Source organism: Klebsiella sp. D-Nf1, from assembly GCF_002810515.1.
GTDB classification, from domain to species: Bacteria; Pseudomonadota; Gammaproteobacteria; order Enterobacterales; family Enterobacteriaceae; genus Klebsiella; species Klebsiella variicola.
In genome coordinates this window covers 1363553-1387181 of sequence record NZ_PIOK01000001.1, presented here as the reverse complement: position 1 = coordinate 1387181, position 23629 = coordinate 1363553, and the positions used below count along the sequence as shown (strand labels likewise).

At 56.0% G+C, this 23629-nt stretch carries 27 protein-coding genes; 11 read left to right on the top strand and 16 right to left on the bottom strand.

Going from position 1 to position 23629, the window contains the following annotated elements:
* Positions 1-47 precede the first annotated feature (47 nt).
* Positions 48-629, bottom strand: a complete 582-nt coding sequence (gene sodB, locus CWM54_RS06815) for a superoxide dismutase [Fe] (RefSeq protein ID WP_069334633.1) — start codon at positions 627-629, stop codon at positions 48-50.
* 484 nt (positions 630-1113) lie between these two features.
* On the opposite strand from sodB, the gene CWM54_RS06810 reads away from it, so the two are divergent.
* On the top strand, positions 1114-1599 hold the full coding sequence (locus tag CWM54_RS06810; protein ID WP_061154372.1) for a helix-turn-helix domain-containing protein: 486 nt from the start codon (positions 1114-1116) through the stop codon (positions 1597-1599).
* Here the strand turns inward: CWM54_RS06810 and CWM54_RS06805 are convergent.
* Positions 1554-2426 (bottom strand): C40 family peptidase, encoded by an 873-nt coding sequence (locus CWM54_RS06805; RefSeq protein ID WP_012968037.1) that lies wholly within the window; start codon positions 2424-2426, stop codon positions 1554-1556. The two genes, CWM54_RS06810 and CWM54_RS06805, sit on opposite strands and share 46 nt — an antisense overlap.
* A 340-nt stretch (positions 2427-2766) precedes the next feature.
* Here CWM54_RS06805 and CWM54_RS06800 point away from each other — a divergent pair, with 340 nt between their 5' ends.
* Positions 2767-3114, top strand: coding sequence for a Grx4 family monothiol glutaredoxin (locus tag CWM54_RS06800; RefSeq protein ID WP_061154373.1), 348 nt, complete (start codon positions 2767-2769; stop codon positions 3112-3114).
* Between the two features lie 47 nt (positions 3115-3161).
* Here CWM54_RS06800 and rnt read toward each other — a convergent pair whose 3' ends face one another.
* The 4 genes from rnt to CWM54_RS06780 all read right to left on the bottom strand — a co-directional run bounded on the left by rnt (position 3162) and on the right by CWM54_RS06780 (position 6183).
* Positions 3162-3809 (bottom strand): ribonuclease T, encoded by a 648-nt coding sequence (gene rnt / locus CWM54_RS06795; RefSeq protein WP_008804623.1) that lies wholly within the window; start codon positions 3807-3809, stop codon positions 3162-3164.
* A gap of 137 nt (positions 3810-3946) precedes the next feature.
* The gene (gloA, locus tag CWM54_RS06790; RefSeq protein ID WP_002907764.1) at positions 3947-4354 is read right to left on the bottom strand and encodes a lactoylglutathione lyase; all 408 of its coding nucleotides are present in this window, start codon (positions 4352-4354) and stop codon (positions 3947-3949) included.
* A 78-nt stretch (positions 4355-4432) separates the two neighbouring features.
* Positions 4433-5530, bottom strand: a complete 1098-nt coding sequence (locus tag CWM54_RS06785) for an alkene reductase (RefSeq protein ID WP_061154374.1) — start codon at positions 5528-5530, stop codon at positions 4433-4435.
* A gap of 53 nt (positions 5531-5583) precedes the next feature.
* Positions 5584-6183, bottom strand: coding sequence for a TetR/AcrR family transcriptional regulator (locus CWM54_RS06780; RefSeq protein ID WP_008804625.1), 600 nt, complete (start codon positions 6181-6183; stop codon positions 5584-5586).
* 139 nt (positions 6184-6322) lie between these two features.
* Here CWM54_RS06780 and CWM54_RS06775 point away from each other — a divergent pair, with 139 nt between their 5' ends.
* The 3 genes from CWM54_RS06775 (at position 6323) to sodC (ending at position 8101) form a co-directional block, all read left to right on the top strand.
* Positions 6323-6565 (top strand): DUF1289 domain-containing protein, encoded by a 243-nt coding sequence (locus CWM54_RS06775; RefSeq protein WP_162677415.1) that lies wholly within the window; start codon positions 6323-6325, stop codon positions 6563-6565.
* 48 nt (positions 6566-6613) lie between these two features.
* Entirely contained in the window at positions 6614-7510 is an 897-nt protein-coding gene (locus CWM54_RS06770; protein WP_100696515.1) for an aldo/keto reductase, read from the top strand.
* Between the two features lie 69 nt (positions 7511-7579).
* Positions 7580-8101, top strand: coding sequence for a superoxide dismutase [Cu-Zn] SodC (sodC, locus tag CWM54_RS06765; protein ID WP_061154377.1), 522 nt, complete (start codon positions 7580-7582; stop codon positions 8099-8101).
* Here sodC and CWM54_RS06760 read toward each other — a convergent pair.
* Genes CWM54_RS06760 through CWM54_RS06750 form a run of 3 tightly spaced genes read right to left on the bottom strand, consistent with a single transcriptional unit; the run spans position 8094 to position 11261 of the window.
* Positions 8094-10118, bottom strand: coding sequence for an FUSC family protein (locus CWM54_RS06760; protein WP_100680411.1), 2025 nt, complete (start codon positions 10116-10118; stop codon positions 8094-8096). The genes sodC and CWM54_RS06760 overlap by 8 nt on opposite strands.
* Positions 10118-11014: an HlyD family secretion protein gene (locus CWM54_RS06755; RefSeq protein ID WP_061154379.1), complete on the bottom strand. Its 897-nt coding sequence runs from the start codon at positions 11012-11014 to the stop codon at positions 10118-10120. Before CWM54_RS06755 ends, CWM54_RS06760 begins: the two co-directional genes overlap by 1 nt.
* A 10-nt stretch (positions 11015-11024) precedes the next feature.
* Entirely contained in the window at positions 11025-11261 is a 237-nt protein-coding gene (locus CWM54_RS06750; RefSeq protein ID WP_004143834.1) for a DUF1656 domain-containing protein, read from the bottom strand.
* Between the two features lie 172 nt (positions 11262-11433).
* Here CWM54_RS06750 and slyA point away from each other — a divergent pair, with 172 nt between their 5' ends.
* The gene (slyA, locus tag CWM54_RS06745) at positions 11434-11874 is read left to right on the top strand and encodes a transcriptional regulator SlyA (RefSeq protein WP_008804631.1); all 441 of its coding nucleotides are present in this window, start codon (positions 11434-11436) and stop codon (positions 11872-11874) included.
* A 36-nt stretch (positions 11875-11910) separates the two neighbouring features.
* Here the strand turns inward: slyA and CWM54_RS06740 are convergent, their stop codons facing one another.
* Positions 11911-13272 carry a GGDEF domain-containing protein gene (locus tag CWM54_RS06740; RefSeq protein WP_061154380.1) on the bottom strand — a complete coding sequence of 454 codons (1362 nt, stop codon included), beginning with the start codon at positions 13270-13272 and terminating at the stop codon, positions 11911-11913.
* Positions 13273-13491: 219 nt separating this feature from the next.
* Positions 13492-13959: an outer membrane lipoprotein SlyB gene (gene slyB, locus CWM54_RS06735; RefSeq protein ID WP_008804633.1), complete on the bottom strand. Its 468-nt coding sequence runs from the start codon at positions 13957-13959 to the stop codon at positions 13492-13494.
* Between the two features lie 268 nt (positions 13960-14227).
* On the opposite strand from slyB, the gene anmK reads away from it, so the two are divergent.
* From anmK to pdxY, 5 genes are all read left to right on the top strand, one after another.
* The gene (gene anmK, locus CWM54_RS06730; protein ID WP_061154381.1) at positions 14228-15352 is read left to right on the top strand and encodes an anhydro-N-acetylmuramic acid kinase; all 1125 of its coding nucleotides are present in this window, start codon (positions 14228-14230) and stop codon (positions 15350-15352) included.
* 92 nt (positions 15353-15444) lie between these two features.
* Positions 15445-15768: a C-type lysozyme inhibitor gene (gene mliC / locus CWM54_RS06725; RefSeq protein WP_061154382.1), complete on the top strand. Its 324-nt coding sequence runs from the start codon at positions 15445-15447 to the stop codon at positions 15766-15768.
* Positions 15769-15825: 57 nt separating this feature from the next.
* On the top strand, positions 15826-16482 hold the full coding sequence (pdxH, locus tag CWM54_RS06720) for a pyridoxamine 5'-phosphate oxidase (RefSeq protein ID WP_032731006.1): 657 nt from the start codon (positions 15826-15828) through the stop codon (positions 16480-16482).
* Positions 16483-16606: 124 nt separating this feature from the next.
* A complete protein-coding gene (gene tyrS / locus CWM54_RS06715; protein ID WP_012968045.1) occupies positions 16607-17881 on the top strand; it encodes a tyrosine--tRNA ligase in 1275 nt (424 codons plus the stop codon).
* Between the two features lie 60 nt (positions 17882-17941).
* Complete coding sequence (gene pdxY, locus CWM54_RS06710) at positions 17942-18802, top strand: pyridoxal kinase PdxY (RefSeq protein ID WP_074385669.1); 861 nt, start codon at positions 17942-17944, stop codon at positions 18800-18802.
* A 42-nt stretch (positions 18803-18844) separates the two neighbouring features.
* Here the strand turns inward: pdxY and gstA are convergent, their stop codons facing one another.
* The 5 genes from gstA to rsxG form a co-directional block, all read right to left on the bottom strand.
* Positions 18845-19450, bottom strand: coding sequence for a glutathione transferase GstA (gstA, locus tag CWM54_RS06705; protein WP_061154384.1), 606 nt, complete (start codon positions 19448-19450; stop codon positions 18845-18847).
* A 110-nt stretch (positions 19451-19560) separates the two neighbouring features.
* The gene (dtpA, locus tag CWM54_RS06700) at positions 19561-21066 is read right to left on the bottom strand and encodes a dipeptide/tripeptide permease DtpA (protein WP_061154385.1); all 1506 of its coding nucleotides are present in this window, start codon (positions 21064-21066) and stop codon (positions 19561-19563) included.
* A gap of 601 nt (positions 21067-21667) precedes the next feature.
* Positions 21668-22303 carry an endonuclease III gene (gene nth, locus CWM54_RS06695; protein ID WP_008804641.1) on the bottom strand — a complete coding sequence of 212 codons (636 nt, stop codon included), beginning with the start codon at positions 22301-22303 and terminating at the stop codon, positions 21668-21670.
* Between the two features lies 1 nt (position 22304).
* On the bottom strand, positions 22305-23003 hold the full coding sequence (locus CWM54_RS06690) for an electron transport complex subunit E (RefSeq protein ID WP_008804642.1): 699 nt from the start codon (positions 23001-23003) through the stop codon (positions 22305-22307).
* 2 nt (positions 23004-23005) lie between these two features.
* On the bottom strand, positions 23006-23626 hold the full coding sequence (gene rsxG / locus CWM54_RS06685) for an electron transport complex subunit RsxG (RefSeq protein ID WP_032691405.1): 621 nt from the start codon (positions 23624-23626) through the stop codon (positions 23006-23008).
* Between the last annotated feature and the right edge of the window lie 3 nt (positions 23627-23629).

The following is a 23629-nucleotide window of genomic DNA, read 5'->3' as shown; positions in this document are numbered from 1 at the left end:
GGGCTAAAAAAAACCGCAGCCGGGGAGACCCTGCTGCGGTTTGTCGTTTATGCCGCCAGGTTAGCCGCAACAAACTTCCAGTTAACCAGCGCCCAGAAGTGGTCCAGATAGCTTGGACGGGCGTTGCGGTAGTCGATGTAGTAGGCGTGTTCCCAGACGTCAACGGTCAGCAGCGGCTTCGCGTCGGTGGTCAGCGGGGTTCCTGCGTTGCTGGTGGAGACGATAGCCAGGCTGCCGTCGGCATTTTTGACCAGCCAGGTCCAGCCCGCGCCGAAGTTTTTCGCTGCGGCATCGGTAAATTTGGCTTTAAAATCCGCAAAGCTGCCGAAGGATTTGGCAATCGCGGCCGCTAACTCGCCTTCCGGTTCGCCGCCGGCGTTAGGCGCCAGGCAGTTCCAGTAGAAGGTGTGGTTCCAGACCTGCGCTGCGTTGTTGAATATGCCGCCTTCAGAAGTGCGGACGATCTCTTCGAGGGATTTGCCTTCGAACGCAGTGCCTTTGATCAGGTTGTTGAGGTTAGTGACATACGCCTGGTGGTGTTTACCGTAGTGATATTCCAGGGTTTCTGCGGAAATGTGCGGCGCCAGGGCGTCTTTTGCATATGGTAATGCAGGTAATTCAAACGACATTGCTACTCTCCTTATAACTTTTTGTTTTAGCTCACATTGACAAGATGAGGCTTTCGCCTGAATCGTGTTCTGGCCACCCGACGCTGTCGCGTCACGGGCTGTTATTGTATTGAGAATGTTAACATTTGCCGCACGCAGTGAAAAGCCTTACAACGATAAAGGCTATTACTGCAGGCGCAACTGATGAAGGCTTAACCGTTTTCTGCGGGACGAGGCGTCAAACCGCTCGCCGATGTTGCAAAAATGTATAAGGAGACGCTGTCCGCGCTTTTCTGAATCTCGCGGGGAAGGGTTAACTGCGTCTGCTTTTCCTCTGACGATCGCTGCCATGCATCCTCGTTGAGGATAAATATGCCTTTAAAATCAGATTATTAATAAAAATATGCACCCAGGCAATCGCCGCTATGCCAATAATTCATTGTCTATTTTGCTATTTGTATGACAAATATGACCACCGACATGAATTTCCCACAGGATGGCTACGATGGCAAAAACAGGTGAGGTGGTGAGTCCGAAGATGATCCCGGTTGTGCAGGGGATCGTTGACTGGATCGAAGCCCATATTTTAGACACCCTGCCGGTAAGTACGATTGCGAAAAAGTCCGGTTATTCGCACTGGTATTTCCAGCGGCAGTTCGCCATGGTGACCGGCTGCACGTTGGCGAGCTACGTCAGTCGGCGAAAAATGACCATTGCGGCAATCTATTTAACGCAGACGCAAGCATCGATGCAGAGTATTTCTCAGTGTCTGGGATACGACGGACAGGCCGCTTTCTGCCGGACCTTTCACCGCCACTTTGGCATGTCGCCCACCCGCTATCGTCGGGAAGCGCCGGGCGAGGAGATGAATATGCAGTATCCCCTGACGGTAGGGGGGAAAGACGCGCAGGTGAGGCGGTCTGCCGCCGTAGCGGCAGACCAGGATCAGCGAATGGTTTTCGGCGTCATGACGCGACGAGCGCCAACATAATGGCGAACCCAGTAATCCTCGCTCAGGGAGGTGATTTGTATATCACGACCTGTGCGTGGTGACTGAATAAATTTCCCGTTGCCGACGTAGACGCCAACGTGGTCGGCGGTGCCGCGTCCACGGGTGCGGAAGAAGACCAAATCGCCGCTCTGCAGTTCATCACGATCCACCGGACGCGCATCGCGCAGGTGGTACATTTCGTTAGCCGTTCGCGGGATGTGAATCTTGACCAGGTCCTTATAGGCGTAATAAACCAGTCCGCTGCAGTCAAAGCCGGTACGCGGCGAGGTGCCGCCCCAGCGATAGGGTTTACCCAACTGGCCCATCAATTTGTTCATGGCGGTACTTTGCGCTTTCTGCACCCGGACTTTATGGGCGTCGGCGATCGTTAAATTGGCATCGCTGGCCTCAGGTTTACAGCGTTTTTTATAGCCCTTACGCACCACGCATTTGCTTTTGACGCTGTTCAGCGCCAGGGTCGGCTCGGCACTGGCGGCGACCGTTTTCGCGCACTGCTTTTTATAACCTTTACGCAGCACGCATTTTTTCGTCGCGCCGGCGGCCTGACGATGAAGTGCGGTTTGGCTTGCTGCGGTAGTGCGGGAAGGGAGCCGGGTGCTCGAGGACTTTTTACTGGTGGTTTTAGCGGTGGTTTTACTTTTTTGACTGGTTGCTTTTTTCTTGCGCTCTGAGCCACTTTTCGCGGGCAACGCCTTTGGCGAAGCGGAGGCGTGCGTATGCCCTGACGCCTGAGCCAGTGGCGTGAATGAGATAGACGTGAACAGTAATGCACAGAGCGATATCGCGATTTTGTTTAGCCGCGCCACTGAGCAATCCCCTGATTAATTACAGACATGTACAAATGCCTGACGATGAATGACAAACCGGAATGATTCTAAAGCATAAAAACCCGGAAAGTTAATATTCTTTTGTATCAAAAATGTCGATTGGTTAACGATTGCAAGAAAACGCGTCAGACATTGACCGCCTCGCACAGAAAATGCGCAATGAGCGCCCGCCTGCGACGGCAAAATGATATTTTTAAGGCAACTTCGCGCAACAGAAGATAAAATATGAATAGTGAAAAAAATGTTATTATCCGTCCTGCCTACAGGACGCTACAATGACAAGTTACTGCCGTAGAAAGAAGTTTAAGGAAGCACGACAATGAGCTCGACTTTAGAAAAGATCCAACACCAAATCGCTGAAAACCCGATCCTGTTGTACATGAAAGGGTCGCCGAAGCTGCCAAGCTGCGGTTTCTCTGCCCAGGCCGTTCAGGCGCTGTCCGCCTGCGGCGAACGTTTTGCTTATGTTGATATCCTGCAGAACCCGGATATCCGCGCCGAGCTGCCTAAATACGCCAACTGGCCGACTTTCCCGCAGCTGTGGGTAGACGGTGAACTGGTGGGCGGCTGCGATATCGTTATCGAAATGTACCAGCGCGGTGAACTGCAGCAGCTGATCAAAGAGACGGCGGCGAAGTACCACACCGACGAGCCGAAAGCGGAGTAATTCCCGCCATCAGTAAAAAAGCGACTTCCTGGAAGTCGCTTTTTTTATCACTCCGGCGTCGCCACGGGCAGCGGCCAGCCGCCCAGACGCTTCCAGCGGTTCACAATCTCACAAAACAGCTGCGCCGTCTGCTCGGTATCGTACAGTGCGGAGTGGGCCTGCGCGCCGTCGAACGCCATGCCGGCGGCGATACAGGCTTTGGACAGCACCGTCTGGCCCAGCGCCAGCCCGCTCAGCGCGGCGGTGTCGAAGGTAACAAACGGATGGAACGGGTTGCGTTTTAGCCCCGCGCGTTCGGCGGCGGTCATGGTGAAGCTGTGATCAAAGGTGGCATTGTGCGCCACCATGATGGCCCGGCTGCAGTCGCTCTCTTTCATCCCTTTGCGTACCATTTTGAAGATGGCATGCAGGGCATCGTATTCGCTGACGGCGCCGCGCTCCGGGTCGTGCGGGTTAATTCCGTTAAAGGCCAGCGCTTCGGGCTGCAGATTGGCGCCCTCGAAAGGTTCAACATGGAAATGCAGCGTTTCATCGGGCATCAGCCAGCCCTGCTCATCCATCTTCAACGTAATGGCGGCGATCTCCAGCAGGGCATCGGTTTTGGCATTAAATCCTGCGGTTTCAACATCAATCACCACCGGATAAAAACCGCGGAAACGGTCGCACAGACCATTCAGTTGAGCATTCTCGGACATCAGATTCTCTTAGCTGGAAAAAAGTAGCGCGCATTATGGCAAATTTTGCCGCGGCTTGCAGCAGGCAGGGGTGAAAACAACGGGCGCCTCAGCGCCCGGGCGAGCCATGGCATTAAAGATGCCAGGGTGGTGAAGCGTTAGTTGCCCAGACCTTTGCCGGCATCTTTCTCTTCAATCAGCTCGATTTTGTAACCGTCCGGATCTTCCACGAAGGCGATGACGGTAGTGCCGCCTTTTACCGGGCCGGCTTCACGGGTGACGTTGCCCCCGTTCTGGCGGATCCGCTCGCAGGCTTCGGCGGCGTTGTCGACGCTCAGCGCGATATGACCGTAGGCCGTACCCAGCTCATAGCTGTCCACGCCCCAGTTGTAGGTCAGTTCGATCACCGCGGTTTCGCTTTCTTCGCCGTAGCCGACAAAGGCGAGGGAGTACTTGTACTCCGGGTTTTCGCTGGTGCGCAGCAGCTTCATGCCCAACACGTTGGTATAGAAGTCGATAGAACGTTGCAGGTCGCCAACGCGCAGCATGGTGTGGAGTAAGCGCATAATGTCCCCTATGCAGTTTGTTTGATACATCAGAGCGTTGAGTATAGCGGCGATATGTCGCCGCTATCAATGGAGGGATTACAGAGTAGGGTAATCGGTATAACCTTCCGCGCCGCCGCCGTAATAGGTTTCCGGGCGCTGCGGGTTGAGCGCTGCTTTTTTCTGCAGGCGGGCCACCAGATCCGGGTTGGCGATATAATCGCGGCCAAAGGCCACGGCATCAATCAGCCCTTTATTGATAAGATCGTTGGCTTTTTCTACCGTGTAGGCGCCCGCGCCAATGATCACGCCCGGGAAGCGGTCGCGAACTTTCTGACGGAAGGCTTCACTGTACGGCTTGCCGCCCGCCCAGTCCGGCTCGGACATGTGCAGATAGGCGATACCGCGTTTTGCCAGCTCGCTAATCAGATACAGCGCGTCTTCTTCTTCGTTCGGGCCGTTATCCACATTCTGGAAGCTGCCAATCGGCGACACGCGGATGCCGATCCGGTCAGCGCTCCACTCTTTGCTCACGGCGTCGACCACTTCCAGTACCAGACGGGCGCGGTTCTCCACGCTGCCGCCGTACTGGTCGGTACGCTGGTTCGCCGACGGCGAGAGGAACTGGTGCAGCAGATAGCCGTGGGCCGAGTGCAGCTCGACCAGATCGAAGCCAGCGTCACGGGCATTGCCGACCGCCTGACGGAAATCGTCGACGATCCCCGGGATCTCTTCGGTTTCCAGGGCACGCGGCATCGAGGTGTCGGCGCGAATAGCGTGGCCGTTTTCATCGCGCAGGGAGGTGCGAGTACCGGCGCTCAGCGCGGAAGGCGCTACCGGCGCGGCGCCGCCAGGTTGCAGGCTGCTATGGGAAATACGCCCGGTGTGCCACAGCTGGACGGCGATACGGCCATTTTCCGCATGAACACCGGCGGTGATTTTCTGCCAGGCGGCAATCTGCTCCGGGCTGTGCAGGCCCGGCGCGCCGGCATAGCCTTTGGCCTGGGCAGAAATCTGCGTCGCTTCGGTGATGATCAGGCCGGAGCTGGCGCGCTGGCGGTAGTATTCGCCCATCAGCGGGGTAGGGATATCGCCCGGCTCGATGCTGCGCAGACGCGTCAACGGCGCCATAAATACGCGATTAGGGACGGTGACCGCACCGACTTTCAGCGGGCTGAATAATTTTGCTTCCGACATAGTGACTCCTGAGTAGACCGGTCGTCTAGTAACTGATGAAATAAAAACGCCTGTTATACCGCAGGCGCCGCAATAATCTGTTTGGCGTGGGCAAGGGCGCTTTCCAGCGGCCTTGCGCTACGCGTAATTTTGGCCTGCAGGTTGGCCCCGAGCCACAGGGAATACAGCACCTGCGACAGGGTCATGGCCTCGCCGTCAAACGCCAGACTGCCTTCCTGACGTCCTTTCTCCAGCGCGTCGCCCAGCAGGGCGATAATCTGACTGGCACCATGGTCCATGGCGGTACGCATATCTTCCGACAGGTCGCAGACCTCTGCTGACAACTTGACGGTAAGACATCCGCTAATAATCCCCTGCTGGCAGAACTGATTCAGCGTGTGCTGATAATAAGCCAGCAGGCGGTCGCGATAGTTGCCGTCGCCATGATCGAAGTGGTCGACCAGGCGCTGCAGATATCCGGTGTAGTGATGTTCAAGCAGCGCGACGCCGAAGGCTTCTTTAGAGCGGAAGTAATGGTAAAAAGAGCCCTTGGGCACTTCCGCCGTCTTCAGAAGTTCGCTCAAGCCCATTCCGGTAAAACCGCGATGCATGCAGAGCTGCTCGCCGGTGACCAGGATATGTTCTCGGGTATCGCATTCGCTGTGTCTGTTCATGCAGCACACTGTAATAGACCGATTGGTCTATTGCAAGTCTCAGCGGAAAAATGTTAGCTGGCGCAGCACACCGTGAACAATATTTGCGTCCGTGCGGGGAAACGTCTTCAATGAAAGGAGACGAGGGGACAGGAGGCGTGTGGTGGCAGAGCAGTTAGAGTTTTTCCCGGTGCAGAGCCCGTGCCGGGGAATATGTCAGACCGACGAGCGCGGCTATTGTCGCGGCTGTTTCCGCAGCCGTGAGGAACGCTTCGACTGGCAAAAAATGAGCGATGCGCAGAAACAAGAGGTTTTGCGTCTTTGCCGTCAACGCCTGCTGCGCAAATTACGCGCGAACAGGCCAGATCCGGCAGAAGAACCGCAGCAACCCTCACTGTTTTAAACCAAAAAGTACGTATACTCAGTACACTTTTTTATTGAGGAAGCGGTTATGGTTCAGCGTATTGCTATGGCTCCCCAGGGGCCGGAATTTTCGCGTTTTGTGATGGGCTACTGGCGTTTGATGGACTGGAAAATGTCGCCAGGCGAGCTGGTCAGCTTTATTGAACAGCATCTCGATTTAGGCGTAACCACTGTCGACCACGCCGATATCTATGGCGATTATCAGTGTGAGGCTGCCTTTGGCGAAGCGCTGAAGCTGGCGCCGCATCTGCGTAGTCGGATGGAAATTGTCAGCAAATGCGGCATCGCCACCCGGGCGCGGGCTGAAAACACCATCGGCCACTATATCACCGACCGCGACCACATCGTGCTGAGCGCTGAGCAATCGCTGCGTAATCTGGCGACGGACCATCTCGATCTGCTGCTGATCCATCGGCCGGATCCGCTAATGAATGCCGATGAAGTGGCTGAGGCGTTCCTCGCGCTGCATCACAGCGGAAAAGTGCGCCACTTTGGCGTATCGAACTTTACCCCAGCCCAGTTCACTCTTCTGCAGTCGCGCCTGCCGTTTACCCTGGCCACCAATCAGGTCGAAATCTCGCCGGTGCATCAGCCGCTGTTGCTCGACGGCACGCTCGATCAGCTGCAGCAACTGCGTATTCGTCCGATGGCGTGGTCCTGCCTTGGTGGCGGGCGCCTGTTCAATGAAGAGGGCTTCCAGCCGCTGCGCGATGAGCTGGCGCAGGTAGCGCATGAGCTCAATGCCGACAGCATCGAGCAGGTGGTCTATGCCTGGATACTGCGTCTGCCGTCGCAGCCGCTGCCGATTATCGGCTCGGGCAAAATCGAGCGCGTGCGTTCCGCGATTGTGGCCGAAAAACTCAGCATGACTCGTCAGCAGTGGTTCCGTATCCGCAAAGCCGCGCTCGGTTACGACGTACCGTAACGGGCATTTCGCCTCCGGAAAGGCGTTCCTGGTTTACACTTAACAGGGAGACAGCCATCCGGAGGTGTTATGCAACGATGTATTCTCGCGATCTTATCCCTCGCATTTTGCGCTGGCGCACAGGCCGTCAGTGAAGATGTTCAACTTAATCTCGTGACCGCCCAGGGCGTCGGGCAGTCCATCGGCAGTGTAAAAATCACCGAAACCGATCGCGGCCTCGAATTCGCCCCCGATCTGCGGGCATTACCGCCGGGCAAGCACGGTTTTCATATCCATGCCGAAGGCAGCTGCCAGCCCGCGATGAAAGAGGGCAAAGCCGTGGCCGCCGGGGCGGCGGGCGGACATTATGATCCGCAACATACCGGCAAACACGAAGGGCCGCTGGGCACCGGGCATCTTGGCGATCTGCCTCTGCTGGTGGTCAACGACGCGGGTGTGGCCAACCAGCCAATTATTGCCCCGCGTCTGAAAACGCTGGCGGAGGTGAAGGGGAAAGCGCTGATGGTCCACGTGGGCGGTGATAATATGGCCGACAACCCACAGCCGCTGGGCGGCGGCGGCGAGCGGTTTGCCTGCGGGGTGATTAAGTAGTCTTTTCGCCAATCGTGCCGGCGATCGGGGCCTGTTCCAGCTGTGACAGGGCGCAATACAGTCGCCAGATTGCGGCGGCCAGCTCCCGGGCCGCCGGCTGATGATGATGGTTCAGGACGTCGCAGATCCGCAGTAGCTCCTGCAGGGTGGAGGCCAGCGGGCGCTGCTGCACGCCGCGTTCGCTCATCACATCGCGCAGCAAATTGATGCACAGGTCGCGCACCTGAGCGAGGGGATCGGAGCGGGTTTCCCATTCCCGAAGCTGCCAGACAACGTGCGAACAGTTGAGCAACACCACCCCCCAACGTAGTAGCCAGCGCCGTGCCAGGGCATCTTTACTCTGACTGAGCTGGCTGACATGGTGGTACACCAGCGATTCAAATTCATGTTCGCTGTGCTGGGGATGACGGCTGAGCTGATCGACAAAGTGACGCCGTAACGCTCTGATATGGCGCCGTCCTTTGCGGGCGTCTGAGCCCGGACTCAGCACCGCAAAAGCCAGCCAGGCAAAACCCACGCCGACAATCTTGCTTAAGTTATCGTTGAAAAAGGCCGCATAGTCGTACACCGGCGGATTGGTGACGGAGATAAACGAGCCCATAAACACGATAAGCTGCCCCCACAGGCCGGCATATTTGGGCCACTGTAGTTTCAGCAACTGCATGGTGGTCAGGAGCGGGAACAGAAATAGCAGAAACTGCCACAGGTCAGTTATCTGCACCATCAGGCCAAACTTCACCACAAAGCTGAACAGAGAAAGCAACACCAGGGTCTGCATCAGCAACGTCAGCGAGCGAAACGGCGAGGCCGAGACCGAATAGAGCACACAGCAGATGGAGGCCAGGGTCAGGGCGGCCGCGCAGCTGGTCCACTGGGTGCTGATCCCCCATGCGCCAATTGCCACCAGCGCACAAAAAGTACGGATGCCGTTGAGCAGCGCCTCCGTCTGGTCGGTGTGGCGGGCCAGGGCTGGTGCCGAAGGTACGTTGAACTCAGCGATCGCCGACGCATTCTCCACGCGGCGGATCCAGCGACTGCTTTCCAGATAAATGCGACAGAAATAGCGCAGCCGTGCCCAGAAGGCGATATGGCGATAATCGGCATCCGGCGGCGGCGCCAGAGGTGCCAGAATGCGGGCGACGTGATAGCTGTCGGCATGGGGAGTGGCGAGTTCAGCGAGCAACGATTCCAGCACCTGACGAGTGTTCGCTGGCGCGTCCGGCCAGTTCAGCAGCATGCGTCGCAGACTGGAAATGACGCTGGTCATTCGGAGCTGCTGATGCAGCAGGTAATTCAGCAGGGGGTTCTGCCGGCGGAAGCGGTAGTGGCTCCAGAAGGCCTGGATCCGCAGCAGGTTCATGGTGAGGATCTGGCCAATCACACTTTCGTGGGCGGTGCGAATGGCATCCGTCGTCTCCGGCACCCACAGCAGGCTTGCGTGTTCCAGCAGCCGGGCGTGCATGGTTTTCAGGGCCGTCAACAGGTTGCTGCCGTCAGAGGTGCTTGGCAGGATCATCATCATCAGCCCGCCGCAGAGGATCCCGACGATGACTTCGCAGACGCGCGACTGGGCGATCACCCAAAGTTCGTAGCTGTCGCTGATGTTAATCACCGGAAACGCGATGATAGCGCAGGTATAGCCCGCAAGCTGAAAGGCGTAGGCCACGTTGTTGGTGAACAGGGCACAGGCCCAGGTGCACAGCGCCAGCCAGCCGGAGATGCTGAACAGGAACAGCCAGGGATCGTTCAGCGTATGGCCCGCCAGCAGCAAAGCAGCGCAGGCGCCGAGCAGGCTGCCGGCGATGCGGCCAAAGCTTTTACTGATCACGCCGCCGACGGTGGGAAAGCTGACCACTGCCGCGGAGGTCATCGCCCAGTACGGCTCATCGAGATCCAGCGCGTAGGCGATGCTTAACGCGAGACACATCGCGATGCCGTTACGCAACGCGTATCGCCACTGCGGGCGGGTGGCTTTAACCCATGGCAGTGCGCGCCACGACAGGGCTTGCAGATTCATTATTGTCTGCCGACCGAGACAGTGCAGGTGGTGCCGGAGACCAGTGTGACGTCCGCCGGCAGCTCGTCAAAGGCAATCCGCACTGGAACGCGCTGGGCGAGACGTACCCAGGGGATATTCGGTTTGATATTGGCCACCAGTCCATTCCCCTGCTCAACGCTTTGATCGACAATCGCCCGGCCGATGCTGGCGACATGCCCGTGCAGCGTCTGCTGGTTACTGTAGAGAATAATCTGCGCCGGATCGCCGATACGGATATGGCGCAGTTTGGTTTCTTCAAAGTAGCCCAACACGTAAAACGAGTGGCTGTCTACCAGGGCAAAGACCGGGTGGCCGGTAGTGGCGTAATCGCCGACGCGAGTGGAGAGGTTGGTCACCCAGCCGTCCACTGGCGCTTTGACCGTCGTTTGGCTTAACTGCCATTGCGCATGTTTCAGCATCGCCTCGGTGACGCCCAGTCCCGCTCTGGCGGCCGCCAGGTTGGTGGTGGCCGTGTTCAGTGCGGTATTAACGTTTTCAAGATCTTCAGCCGAGATCGCATTCTGCGACAGGTTGCGGCGACGGCGCGCATCGCTGGCGGCCTTCGTTTGCTCAGCCTGCGCTTTCGCCACTTCGGCTTGCGCTTTCGCCAGCTGCGCCTGGGCGTTCAGCACGGCAATACGGTAAGGCGTGTCGTCGATAGTGAACAGAACATCTCCGGCGTTGACCCGTTGGTTATCCGTCACGTTCAACTGCAGAATGCTACCTGAGACCTGAGGGGTGATCCCGACCTGCTCTGCACGCACTTTGCCGTCGCGGGTCCAGGGTGACTGGGTGTAGTAATTCCATAACAGCCATGCGGCAATCAGGGCGATGGCCGCAACCAACAGCGTTGACAAATATTTTAGTTTTTTCATAGCAGGGAGATCACCAGGCAATCAGTAACACCAGGGCCAGACAGACCGAGAGCGCGAACAGGGAGAGATCCATCAGCAGGGGATGCCAGATGTCGCCGGCATACATCCAGTCTCGCAGCTGACGATGTAAAAACAACCAGATAAAAAAACCCAATAAGACGGCTTTGAACAGCGGAGGGAAATAGACGGACGCGCCGAACACCAGGTCCTGCAGCGGCAATCCGGATGTGTTAAGACTCAGTTTCACAAGCAAAAATCCTTTGCCATTACAGGGGTAACCTCAGGGCGTGCTACGCTATAACAGTGTAAATCATTGTTTTGGTTTTTGTTGAATCAAGTAATTCATTTGTTTTGATAATTCAAATGCTGCACACTATTCTAAAATCAGTATAATAACTTAGCAAGCTAATTATAAGGAGATGAAATTGGAATCGCCACTTGGTTCTGATCTGGCACGTTTAGTCCGCGTTTGGCGCGCGCTAATCGACCATCGCCTGAAACCTCTGGAGTTAACGCAGACCCACTGGGTCACGCTGCATAACATCCACCAGCTGCCGCCTGAGCAGTCGCAGATCCAGCTGGCGAAAGCCATCGGTATTGAACAGCCGTCGCTGGTGCGCACGCTCGATCAGCTGGAGGAGAAAGGGCTTATTTCTCGCCAGACCTGTTCAAGCGACCGGCGGGCCAAGCGCATCAAGCTGACTGAAAAAGCTGAACCGCTGATCAATGAGATGGAAGAGGTGATAGGCAAGACCCGCGATGAAATCCTGTCGGGGGTGTCAAAGCAGGAAGTGGAAACGTTGCTCCACTTAATTCGTAAACTTGAACAAAATATCCTCGATCTCCAGGCAAAAGATTAATTTTTTAGCGGCCCGGGTTGCCCCGGGCCGTTTTTTTTAGTCGCCAGGGTGACGCCAGACCACCACCCGATTACGCCCGCTGTTTTTCGCTTCATACATGGCCGCATCCGCACGCTCCACGCAGGCTTCTGCGCTCACGCTTCTATCGCGCGTCGTATACAACCCCATACTGATGGTCATTCGCTCCGGCAGATGGTTTTGCTCAGCGTTGACTGCCAGGCGGATGCGCTCGGCGATCGCCAGGGCGTCTTTCTCGGCGGTGTTGACCAGCAGCAGGGCAAACTCCTCACCGCCAATGCGGGCGGCGGCGTCATCCACGCGCGAATGGCTCTCCAGTACCGAGGCGGCAAACTGGATCACTTTGTCGCCGGCGACGTGACCGTAGTTATCATTGATGCGTTTGAAATGGTCGAGGTCGCTGATGATCACCGACAGCGGATGCTGGGCGCTTACCTTCGCCAGCTGCTGGTTCAGGGTATCGTAGAAGAAGCTGCGGTTGTAAAGCCGGGTCAACGGGTCGCGAATCGAGTTCTGGTACGAGTTGACATACTTATGGTTAGACTCCCGATAGAGGACAAAGACATCGACCAGCAGCACCAGAATCAGGAACAAGGTGCAAAGTGTCTCGAAAAAACGCGCCTGGTACCAGGTCTGATCGAGTTCCCCGGCGGTGGAGACTAGCTGGAAGAGGGTGTAAAGATAAGCGCTGCAAAAAAAAGCGCCGCTAAACCAGAAAATATTGCGTAATTTACTCAGGCTAATTAATAAAATAAGCGTGATAAACCAGATAGCCATCAGCAGCCAGCCGATAATACTTTGCCACAGCGGCGTGAAGGTATGACTAAGATCGTCGATAAAATTGATGCTCAGCCACGGCGAGTGGCTGGAGTACATCCACGATAAACAAATAATTGTTAATGTAAAAACGATACACGCCGCGAATGTAATTACGTGTGCTTTCAGCGAGTGCATGATGCGCTGGCGGAAGTAATATAAAACAATAGATGACGTGAATAATACAGCCATCATTATATTGCGGAAGAAATAATAGATAACGGCGTCATTTTGATTAATGACCGGAGTCGGATTGCAGGTAAGCCAGTCCGGATAGCTGCTGAGGGTGCCCAGCATCAGCAGCGCTGAACAGGCAAAGCCGAAAGCAACAGGCGTAAGGTACAGGCGGCGCTTACTGCTCCAGTATTTCATGCCCATAAAGCAGGCAATAGTGATATGAAAGACCATCAGAAAACTGGTCAGCAGAGGAAATAATATTGATGAGGTAGTGCTGAAACTGGTGTGAAAGAAACCGGTCAGTCCGGCTATGCCGAATCCGGCCAGCAAGCAAATAAAAATATAAATGATAAGACGTTTAGCAACATGATTGACATGTTTGAGCATAGGCAAGATCCCAGAGAGAAAAGCAACCGCGACCTTCAGTCGACAGAATATTATGACAATTTGAGAGTAGTGGGGGCGGTAAGATAAGATATTGCGCAGGCGCAATGATTGATGAAATACTTAAATTAATATATCTGATTGCTAATGCGAATCTATTACGGTGGAATAACCGCGGCTGAAAAATACGATGCGGCGCAACGGGCCGCATCGTAAGGGGTGTTATCGAGGAGAGACGGTGACCTGGCTGCCGCTGCCGGCAATGGCGACGCGCTGACCCACAGAGAACGGCGTGCTGCCCTGTTTCTGCACCACCAGAATGGTGTTGCCATCATCCTTACGGATTTCCAGCTCTACGCCCTGGGTTTTGTTCATTGCACCCTGAACGCCCTGGCCCGCGACGCCGCCCGCGACCGCACCAGCCGCGGTGGCAAGAGAGCGTCCGGTACCGCCGCCGATGGTGTTGCCAAGGAACCCGCCGAGTACCGCACCGCCAATGGCGCCGATGGCATTGCTGTCGTCGCCGCTCTGGATCTGCACGGCGCGCGTATGCACAATCGTACCGTAAGTTACGCTCTGCACCTGTTTGGCTTCAGATGCGGAATAAACGTCGCCGGACAGGCCGCTGCTGCTCACGCAGCCTGCGAGCGTAAAACCAATCATCGATACAGCCAAAACACGTAAAATCATTTATGAATCTCCTGTTCACCGAAGGTGTTCAATTGAACGTCCATACGGTTAATTATATGGCATTTAGTCGTCGGCGGGCATAGCTTCCGCCCTGACTATACAAAAAATAATAATAAATATTGCTTCAACCTAAACTAAACGCCGGTTCTTTACGGTGTTCTCTGAAATGTCGCTCTATTGTTAAAAAGTATTATAACAACATAGCATTAGCGGACGCTTTATGGTGGAGTGAGGCCTATACGAGGGTCATGGAATGAAGGAAAAACGTATGAGATCGGGTCGTTTTATTGGCGTTATGTCCGGTACCAGCCTTGATGGTATCGATGTCGTGTTGGCCGCCATCGACGAAAATATCGTGGCGCAGCAGGCCAGTCTCACCTGGCCCATCCCACACGCAATAAAAGAAGAGATCCTCGCGATTTGTCAGGGCCAGTCGTTGACCCTCTCACAACTGGGGCGTCTGGATACTCGTCTGGGGCGGCTGTTTGCCGATGCCGTACTGGCGCTGATGCGCCAGGAGAATCTCAAGCCCACCGATGTCATCGCTATCGGCTGCCATGGACAGACCGTATGGCATGAACCGCAGGGCGACGCGCCGCACACACTGCAAATTGGCGACAACAACCAGATCGCCGCGCATACCGGAGTCACGGTGGTGGGGGATTTTCGCCGGCGTGATATGGCGCTTGGCGGGCAGGGGGCGCCGCTGGTTCCGGCATTTCATCACGCGCTGCTGGCGCACCCCGTTGAGCGGCGGATGGTGCTGAATATCGGCGGGATCGCCAACGTATCGCTGCTGGTGCCAGGGCAGCCGGTGCGCGGTTATGATACCGGGCCGGGAAATATGTTGCTGGATGCCTGGATCTGGCGTCAGCAGGGTAAACCGTATGATAAGGACGCCCAGTGGGCCAGCGAAGGCAGAGTGCTGCTGCCGCTGCTGCAGGATATGCTAAGCGATCCGTGGTTTGCTTTACCGGCGCCGAAAAGCACCGGTCGTGAATATTTCAATTACGGTTGGCTGGAAAAACATCTGGCCCGCTATCCGGGGCTGCGTGGGCAGGATGTGCAGGCCACGCTGGCGGAATTAACCGCTGTGACCATCAGTGAGCAGGTATTGTTAAGCGGCGGCTGCGAGCGTTTGTTAGTGTGCGGCGGCGGCGCGCGTAACCCCTTGTTAATGGCGCGCCTGGCGGCACTGCTGCCGGGAACTGAAGTCTCCACCACTGATGAGGCGGGGATCAGCGGCGACGATATGGAAGCGCTGGCCTTTGCCTGGCTGGCCTGGCGCACGCTCGCGGGTCTGCCGGGTAATCTGCCCTCAGTGACCGGCGCCAGCGAAGCCACGGTGCTGGGCGCCATTTTCCCGGCTAACCCGCCGCAGAATCGGAGTTAACTGAAATCTTAAACACGGCGCGACCGGTAAACTGAATAAGTTAAGCGGAGGGCGGAGTGCCCTCCGTGACCGGGAAAGTCGAAGGCAAACGAATGAAAAAAATTCTTATCGCAGTTGTACCTTTTATGCTGGCGGGCTGTAGCTACTACAACCAGTTTGTCGAGCGGATGCAGACGGACACGCTGGAGTATCAATGCGACCAGAAACCATTAACGGTCCATCGCAATAACACCCGCCAGCAGGTTAGCTTTATCTATGATAATCAGCAGCTGAACCTGACTGAGGGGCTGTCGGCTTCGGGGGCGCGCTACACCGACGGCGTCTATGTCTTCTGGTCGAAAGGCGATACCGCCACCGTTTATAAACGCGATCGCATCATCCTCGATAACTGTCAGCTGCAGACGGCCAAACGTTGAGATTTCTGTCGGGGGGGCGCACAATAACGCCACCTTATGACTACATCCTCAATGGCCATGTCTGATAACGACGAACTCCAGCAAATCGCGCACTTGCGCCGTGAATACACCCGTGGCGGTTTGCGTCGCCACGATCTTCCTGCTGAACCCCTGCCGCTGTTTGAACGCTGGCTGCGTCAGGCCTGTGACGCGAAACTCGCAGACCCGACCGCGATGGTGGTTGCTACCGTTGATGAGCGCGGCCAACCTTACCAGCGTATTGTGCTGCTGAAGCATTACGATGAAAAAGGGCTGGTGTTTTATACCAACCTTGGCAGCCGCAAAGCCCATCAGATTGAAAAAAATCCCCAGGTGAGCCTGCTGTTTCCGTGGCATATGCTGGAGCGCCAGGTGATGGTGATCGGCAAAGCGGAGCGCCTGTCGACGCTGGAAGTGGTCAAATATTTCCACAGCCGCCCGCGCGATAGCCAAATCGGCGCCTGGGTTTCCCAGCAGTCCAGTCGTATTTCCGCCCGCGGGATTCTGGAGAGCAAATTCCTCGAGCTGAAGCAGAAATTCCAGCAGGGGGAAGTGCCGCTGCCGAGTTTCTGGGGCGGATTCCGCGTCAGCGTCGAGCAGATGGAGTTCTGGCAGGGGGGCGAACATCGGCTGCATGACCGCTTTTTATACCAGCGTGATAATGGCGCCTGGAAAATAGACCGCCTGGCACCGTAAACGCCGAAATTAGTTATCGAAGCGCTGGCGCTGAAAGGGCCGGCGCTTTATTCTATGTACTTTTCGCATCTGGCGAAAAGTCGTGTACCGGCAGAGGTGCAGTCGTTTATACATGGAGAATTTGATGGCAAGCAGTAACTTGATTAAACAATTGCAAGAGCGGGGGCTGGTAGCCCAGGTGACGGACGAGGAAGCGTTAGCAGAGCGACTGGCGCAAGGCCCGATCGCGCTCTATTGCGGCTTCGATCCTACCGCTGACAGCTTGCATTTGGGGCATCTTGTTCCATTGTTATGCCTGAAACGCTTCCAGCAGGCAGGTCATAAACCTGTGGCGCTGGTGGGCGGCGCAACCGGTCTGATTGGCGACCCAAGCTTTAAAGCCGCTGAGCGTAAGCTAAATACCGAGGATACCGTGCAGGAGTGGGTGGATAAAATCCGCAAACAGGTGGCCCCGTTCCTTGATTTTGACTGCGGCGACAATTCGGCGATTGCGGCGAACAACTATGACTGGTTTGGCAGCATGAACGTGCTGACCTTCCTGCGCGATATCGGCAAACACTTCTCTGTTAACCAGATGATTAACAAAGAAGCAGTGAAGCAGCGCCTGAATCGTGACGATCAGGGTATCTCCTTTACCGAGTTCTCCTACAACCTGCTGCAAGGGTACGACTTCGCCTGCCTGAACAAGCTGCACGGCGTGGCGCTGCAGATCGGCGGTTCCGACCAGTGGGGCAACATCACCTCCGGTATCGATTTGACCCGTCGCCTGCACCAGAACCAGGTGTTTGGCCTGACGGTTCCGCTGATCACCAAGGCAGACGGCACCAAATTCGGTAAAACCGAAGGCGGCGCCGTGTGGCTGGATCCGAAGAAAACCAGTCCGTACAAATTCTACCAGTTCTGGATCAACACCGCGGACGCTGATGTCTATCGCTTCCTCAAGTTCTTCACCTTTATGGACATGGCTGAGATCAATGCCCTGGAAGAAGAAGACAAAAACAGCGGTAAAGCGCCGCGCGCCCAGTACGTGCTGGCAGAGCAGGTGACGCGCCTGGTCCACGGCGAAGAAGGCCTGGAAGCGGCGAAGCGCATTACCGAAAGCCTGTTCAACGGTAATCTGAGCGACCTGAGCGAAGCAGATTTCGAACAGCTGGCGCAGGATGGCGTGCCGATGATCGAAATGGAAAAAGGCGCGGATCTCCTGCAGGCGCTGGTTGATTCCGAGCTGCAGCCGTCCCGCGGTCAGGCGCGTAAAACCGTTGCCTCGAACGCGGTGACTATCAACGGTGAAAAACAGGCCGACCCGGAATATGTATTCAGCGACAGCGACCGTCTGTTCGGCCGCTACACCTTACTGCGTCGCGGTAAAAAGAATTACTGCCTGGTCTGCTGGAAATAAAAAATAAAACCAGGGCGTGGGAAACCACGCCCTTTTTCTTTTTAGGGTTGTGGTAAGAAAATGAAGAACATCCTCGCCATTCAGTCTCACGTTGTGTTTGGCCACGCCGGCAACAGTGCCGCCGAGTTTCCGATGCGCCGTCTGGGCGCCAATGTCTGGCCCCTGAATACCGTTCAATTCTCCAACCATACGCAGTACGGTAAATGGACAGGTTGCGTGATGCCACCTTCACACCTGACGGAAATCGTCCAGGGCATCGCCGACATCGATAAGCTGCAGACCTGCGATGCGGTACTGAGTGGCTATCTCGGTTCCGCTGAACAGGGCGAGCATATCCTTGGTATCGTGCGTCAGGTGAAAGCGGCCAATCCGGCGGCGAAGTACTTTTGTGACCCGGTGATGGGCCATCCGGAGAAAGGGTGCATCGTCGCGCCCGGCGTGGCGGAATTCCACGTGCGCTATGCGCTGCCGGCCAGCGATATTATTGCGCCGAATCTGGTTGAACTGGAGATCCTGTGCGGTCATCCGGTCGCCAGCGTCAGCGAGGCGGTAGCTGCCGCGCGGGAGCTGATTGTCCAGGGGCCGGAGGTGGTATTGGTTAAACATCTCTCCCGCGCCGGTCTGAGCATGGATCGTTTTGAGATGCTGCTGGTGACGGCAGATGAAGCCTGGCATATCAGCCGGCCGCTGGTGGATTTTGGCCTGCGTCAGCCGGTCGGCGTCGGTGATGTGACCAGTGGACTGCTGCTGGTGAAACTGCTGCAGGGTGCCAGCCTGCGTGATGCGCTTGAGCACGTCACCGCCGCGGTGTACGAGATCATGCTCACCACTAAAAACATGCAAGAGTATGAACTGCAGGTGGTGGCGGCGCAGGATCGCATTGCCGTACCGGAGCACTGCTTCAGCGCCACCCGGCTGTAACTTCCCGGGCCTGCCCGACGGTCCGCCGGGCAGGTTCAGGCCTTATTTTAAGCCTTCTGCCGCCAGTGCGTCAGCCACCGCTGGACGCGCTGCCACCTGCGCCATCCAGCTGCCGATATGACCATAGGCAGCCATATCCAGTTTTATGCCATAGCCCCAGCGCAGCACGGTGAACAGATAGCCATCGGCGATAGTGAAGCGATGGCCGGTCAGCCACTGTTTATCTTCCAGCGACGCATCAACATACTGCAGTTTCTTCTCGAGCAACGCCCGCGCGACAGGCTTATAGTCCTCCGGGGTATCCTGGCGGAACAGTGGGGTAAAGCCTTTATGCAGCTCGGTGGCCACGTAGTTCAGCCACTCCAGGGTCTGGTAGCGGGCGATGGAGCCCACTGGCGCCAGCAGATGGCGGTCCGGCACCTGATCTGCGATGTACTGCATAATAGCCACGCCCTCAGTCAGCAGGATGTCATCATCCAGCAGTAACGCCGGCACCTGACCTTTCGGGTTGATCAGCAGATAGTCATCCCCGTTTTCCAGCCGTTTTTTGGCCAGGTCCACGCTCTGCAAAGTGAAATCCAGGCCGCTTTCGCGCAGGGCGATGTGCGAGGCAAGGGAACAGGCGCCGGGTTTGTAGAACAGTTTCATGCGTAACTCCTCGTGGCTGCAGTTTTCTGTATGTTAGTCCCGCCAGGGGTAAAAAAAAAGCCGCTAACCTAACGTTAGCGGCTTAAAAATAATTGGTTTTCCCTGCGGCGTCAGGCTGCCGCGGTTTCGCGTGCTTTCAGGTCTGCGCTGTCGTCCTGAGTCATACGATTCAACTTCGGCGCGGTCAGCAGCATCAGGGCGGCAATAACCGCGGTGACGATACCAATCTGCAGGAACACGTGGCCGTAGACTTCCAGCGACACCAGCGGGTCAGTAACGTTTTCCGGCACCGCCATCAGGTTGGCGATTTTCCCGGCGATGATCGCCGCGCCGGCGGTGGTGAGGAACCAGCTGCCCATAATGAAGCCCATCAGACGCTGAGGAACCAGCTGAGCGACCATCGCCAGACCGAGGCCGGAAATCATCAGCTCACCGATAGACTGCAGCGCGTAGCTCAGGATGAGCCAGTTAACCGAGACGATACCTGCGTCGCTGGCGAACTTCGCCCCTAAAGGCAGGACGAGGAACGCGCCAGAGCACAGCACCATACCGAAAGCGAATTTATGCGGCATCGGCATGCGGTCGCCCATCTTGTTATAAATGGCTGCCAGAATAGGGCTACCAATCATGATCCAGAACGGGTTCAACGCCTGATACTGTTCCGGTTCGAAGGCGATACCGAGGATCGAGTGCTCAACGTTACGGATAGCGAAGAAGTTCAGGGAGGTCGGCATCTGGCTGTACAGTACGAAGAAGACAATCGCTTCTACCATAAGCAGGAAGGCGACGATCATTTTACGACGTGCGGCACCTTTCAGACCCATGGTTTCTTTGGCGAAAATCACGACGATACCCAGCGCGACGACGCCCAGCACCATACGTGCGATACCCTGGTTGTGCAGCAGCCAGGTGGCGATGGCGACCAGCACCACCACGCCAGCGATGGTCGCCAGCAGTTTACCCATGTGTACCGGGGCAAAGTCCGGTTTGGAGCCGTACTGTTTAACCCATTTCTGGCAGAAGGCAAAGTTAATAATCGTGATCACCATCCCCACCACGCTGAGGGCAAACGCCACGCTCCAGCCGAAGCGAGCGGCCAGCCACGGGGTTGCCAGCATAGAGAAGAACGAACCGATGTTGATGGACATATAGTACATGGTAAATGCACCGTCCAGACGTGGGTCGTTTTTGTCATAGCAGGTCGAAAGCAGGGAAGACGGGTTGGCTTTAAACAGGCCGTTACCGACGGCGATGGTCGCCATACCCATATAGACGATGGCAGCATCATGGCCGGACCAGGCCACTAGTGCGTAGCCGATGGCCAGCACGACAGCGCCCAGCATGATGACACGTTTGGTGCCGAGCACTTTGTCGCCCAGCCAGCCGCCAATGGCAACCAGGCCATAGACCAGCGCGCTAAAGGAGGAGAACAGAGTAATGGAATCCGCTTCCGACATACCCAGCTGTTTTACCAGGTAAACGGCCATGATCCCTTGCAGGCCGTAATAACCAAAACGCTCCCATAACTCGATCGAGAAAATGAGATAGAACGCGCGTGGTTGCTTGAAAGCGTTCAGACTCACACTTTCTGCTGGTTTATTGTTTGCAGTAGACACATATACCTCTTTTTTTACATCCCATATTTACTGGGGGGTGTTCGGGGCGCAATCTCGTTGGACCGCCGCCTTTATAGTTATTTTGGGAGGGAAAACGGCAGGTAATGTTCACTATCCTGGCGCATCAGGCAAGGCCTTTGTAATAATCTGTTACACATAATATGCGCGGCATAATGCTCCGGACATATGAATGTTATCCAGAGTTAAATTTCACAGTTTCGTTATCGTTGCTATTTTTATCTTTTTAATCAGCCTGATTTTGCCAAAAAGGCGATATATTCTGCTGAATGGCCTTATGGGCAGTGATATGGTCCATTATCCTAAAAATTAATGGGCTATTATCCTGACAATCTTTGCTCAATCGTTGTAATGCCTGACATTTATTTTCATTTTCACAACATGTAATCAACATAAAGTTGCGAGCATGATCTTGATCACAAATGTATAGAAATTTTGCGGCGAGAAAAAATGAATAAACTGACTGTTCGTTATATGACCGGATTATTACCCACCATAAAGCACATTTTCTGGTGTTAACGACGGGTTAAATGCATAAATTCGAGCCATAACTGAAAGTGAGGTTATGGCTCAGGCGAAGGTATCAGGCGTAGACTTTCTCTTTGAATTCGCAGAGGTCTTCAATCAGGCAGGAGCCGCAGCGCGGCTTGCGGGCAATGCAGGTATAACGTCCGTGCAGGATCAACCAGTGATGACAGTCGACCTTAAACTCGGCGGGGACCACCTTCAGAAGCTTCTCTTCCACCTGCTCAACATTCTTGCCCGGGGCGAACTGCGTCCGATTACAAACGCGGAAGATGTGCGTGTCCACGGCGATGGTTGGCCAGCCAAAGGCGGTATTCAGCACCACGTTGGCGGTTTTACGGCCCACGCCGGGCAGTGCTTCCAGCGCTGCTCTGTCTTCCGGCACCTCGCCGTTGTGCTGCTCCAGCAGGATGCGGCAGGTCTTGATGACATTTTCCGCTTTGCTGTTAAACAGGCCGATAGTCTTGATATACGATTTCACCCCATCCACCCCCAGCGCCAGCATCGCTGCGGGCGTATTGGCCACCGGATAGAGTTTGGCTGTCGCTTTGTTGACGCTGACGTCGGTGGCCTGCGCCGAAAGCAGAACGGCAATCAGCAGCTCGAACGGCGAACTGAAATGCAGTTCGGTAGTGGGGTGGGGATCGTTTTCCCGCAGCCTGGTGAGGATCGCCAGGCGTTTGGCTTTGTTCATATTATGCTTTCCCTGTCACGTCAGACGGGGCGACAGAAACGGCCCGGGCCGCTTGCGCCTTCCGCTGCTTGCTACGTTCATCGATGAGGTATTTTACCGCCAGCATCATGCCGAGGCCAATAAAGGCGCCTGGCGGCAGCATAGCCAGCAGGAAGGGGGTATCCGTATGGAAAACTTCGATGCGCAGCACCTTCGCCCAGCTGCCAAGCAGACTATCGGCGCCGTCAAATAGCGTGCCGTTGCCAAGGATCTCGCGCAGGGAGCCCAGCACAAACATCGCGCAGGTGGCGCCCATGCCGATAGAAAAGCCATCCAGCGCCGACAGCGCCGGCCCTTTTTTGGCGGCAAAGGCTTCGGCGCGGCCCACCACGATGCAGTTGGTTACGATAAGCGGGATGAAAATCCCCAGCGACTGGTACAGGCCGAAGGCATAGGCGTTGATCAGCATCTGTACGACGCTCACCACCGAGGCGATGATCATCACGTAGATGGGAATACGGATCTCCGCCGGCGTCCAGCGGCGCAGGCTGGAGATGGTCAGGTTGGTTAAGGTCAGCACCAGGGTGGTCGCCAGGCCCAACCCAAGGGCGTTGGTGGCGGTCGAGGTGACTGCCAGCAGAGGGCACATACCTAGCAGCTGTACCAGGGCGGAGTTATTTTTCCACAGACCCTGGACGATGACGTCTTTAACTTCGCTCATGGTTATTCTCCACAGGCGGTGAATTCAGGAAGTTGCGCAGGCAGCGTTTGTGCATACAGGCCTGCGCGCTTAACGGCATTGACCACCGCCCGGGGGGTGATGGTGGCGCCGGTGAACTGGTCAAAATCGCCGCCATCTTTTTTGACCGCCCAGTGGCTGTCGCCCTGGCCGTGGATGACTTTCCCGGCAAAATGGGTGATCCAGTCCGACAGACGAAGCTCAATTTTATCGCCCAGACCCGGCGTTTCATGGTGCTCGGTCACGCGGGTGCCGAGGACGGTGCCGCTAAAATCGGCGGCAACCAGCAACTGTATTGCCCCGGAGTAGCCATCCGGCGCGGTGGCTTCCATGACCGCGCCGATCGGCTGGTCGTTATTCTTAGCGATCCATACTTTATGCTGGCCTTTGCCCAGCGCCGGGGCGCTGACCAGATAGCAGCTCTTGAGCAGATCGTTATTATAGCGGTCGGCAGGTAAGACCTGATCAAATAACGCTTTCTGCTGCAGGGCCGCCTGCTGATCAATAGTGCTTTTCGTCAGTTCATTGATCGCCGCCGTCAGCCCGGTGGAACCGGCGGCAAACAGCGCCAGCGTGACGCCGTGTTTTCGCATCGTTTTTAACATCAT

Excerpts from the sequence above, each read along its gene's own strand:
- sodB (WP_069334633.1), bottom strand. The coding sequence starts at position 629 with ATGTCGTTTGAATTACCTGCATTACCATATGCAAAAGACGCCCTGGCG.
- CWM54_RS06810 (WP_061154372.1), top strand. The coding sequence starts at position 1,114 with ATGGCAAAAACAGGTGAGGTGGTGAGTCCGAAGATGATCCCGGTTGTG.
- CWM54_RS06800 (WP_061154373.1), top strand. The coding sequence starts at position 2,767 with ATGAGCTCGACTTTAGAAAAGATCCAACACCAAATCGCTGAAAACCCG.
- rnt (WP_008804623.1), bottom strand. The coding sequence starts at position 3,809 with ATGTCCGAGAATGCTCAACTGAATGGTCTGTGCGACCGTTTCCGCGGT.
- gloA (WP_002907764.1), bottom strand. The coding sequence starts at position 4,354 with ATGCGCTTACTCCACACCATGCTGCGCGTTGGCGACCTGCAACGTTCT.
- CWM54_RS06785 (WP_061154374.1), bottom strand. The coding sequence starts at position 5,530 with ATGTCGGAAGCAAAATTATTCAGCCCGCTGAAAGTCGGTGCGGTCACC.
- CWM54_RS06780 (WP_008804625.1), bottom strand. The coding sequence starts at position 6,183 with ATGAACAGACACAGCGAATGCGATACCCGAGAACATATCCTGGTCACC.
- CWM54_RS06770 (WP_100696515.1), top strand. The coding sequence starts at position 6,614 with ATGGTTCAGCGTATTGCTATGGCTCCCCAGGGGCCGGAATTTTCGCGT.
- sodC (WP_061154377.1), top strand. The coding sequence starts at position 7,580 with ATGCAACGATGTATTCTCGCGATCTTATCCCTCGCATTTTGCGCTGGC.
- CWM54_RS06760 (WP_100680411.1), bottom strand. The coding sequence starts at position 10,118 with ATGAATCTGCAAGCCCTGTCGTGGCGCGCACTGCCATGGGTTAAAGCC.
- CWM54_RS06755 (WP_061154379.1), bottom strand. The coding sequence starts at position 11,014 with ATGAAAAAACTAAAATATTTGTCAACGCTGTTGGTTGCGGCCATCGCC.
- slyA (WP_008804631.1), top strand. The coding sequence starts at position 11,434 with ATGAAATTGGAATCGCCACTTGGTTCTGATCTGGCACGTTTAGTCCGC.
- CWM54_RS06740 (WP_061154380.1), bottom strand. The coding sequence starts at position 13,272 with ATGCTCAAACATGTCAATCATGTTGCTAAACGTCTTATCATTTATATT.
- slyB (WP_008804633.1), bottom strand. The coding sequence starts at position 13,959 with ATGATTTTACGTGTTTTGGCTGTATCGATGATTGGTTTTACGCTCGCA.
- anmK (WP_061154381.1), top strand. The coding sequence starts at position 14,228 with ATGAGATCGGGTCGTTTTATTGGCGTTATGTCCGGTACCAGCCTTGAT.
- mliC (WP_061154382.1), top strand. The coding sequence starts at position 15,445 with ATGAAAAAAATTCTTATCGCAGTTGTACCTTTTATGCTGGCGGGCTGT.
- pdxH (WP_032731006.1), top strand. The coding sequence starts at position 15,826 with ATGTCTGATAACGACGAACTCCAGCAAATCGCGCACTTGCGCCGTGAA.
- tyrS (WP_012968045.1), top strand. The coding sequence starts at position 16,607 with ATGGCAAGCAGTAACTTGATTAAACAATTGCAAGAGCGGGGGCTGGTA.
- pdxY (WP_074385669.1), top strand. The coding sequence starts at position 17,942 with ATGAAGAACATCCTCGCCATTCAGTCTCACGTTGTGTTTGGCCACGCC.
- gstA (WP_061154384.1), bottom strand. The coding sequence starts at position 19,450 with ATGAAACTGTTCTACAAACCCGGCGCCTGTTCCCTTGCCTCGCACATC.
- nth (WP_008804641.1), bottom strand. The coding sequence starts at position 22,303 with ATGAACAAAGCCAAACGCCTGGCGATCCTCACCAGGCTGCGGGAAAAC.
- CWM54_RS06690 (WP_008804642.1), bottom strand. The coding sequence starts at position 23,003 with ATGAGCGAAGTTAAAGACGTCATCGTCCAGGGTCTGTGGAAAAATAAC.
- rsxG (WP_032691405.1), bottom strand. The coding sequence starts at position 23,626 with ATGTTAAAAACGATGCGAAAACACGGCGTCACGCTGGCGCTGTTTGCC.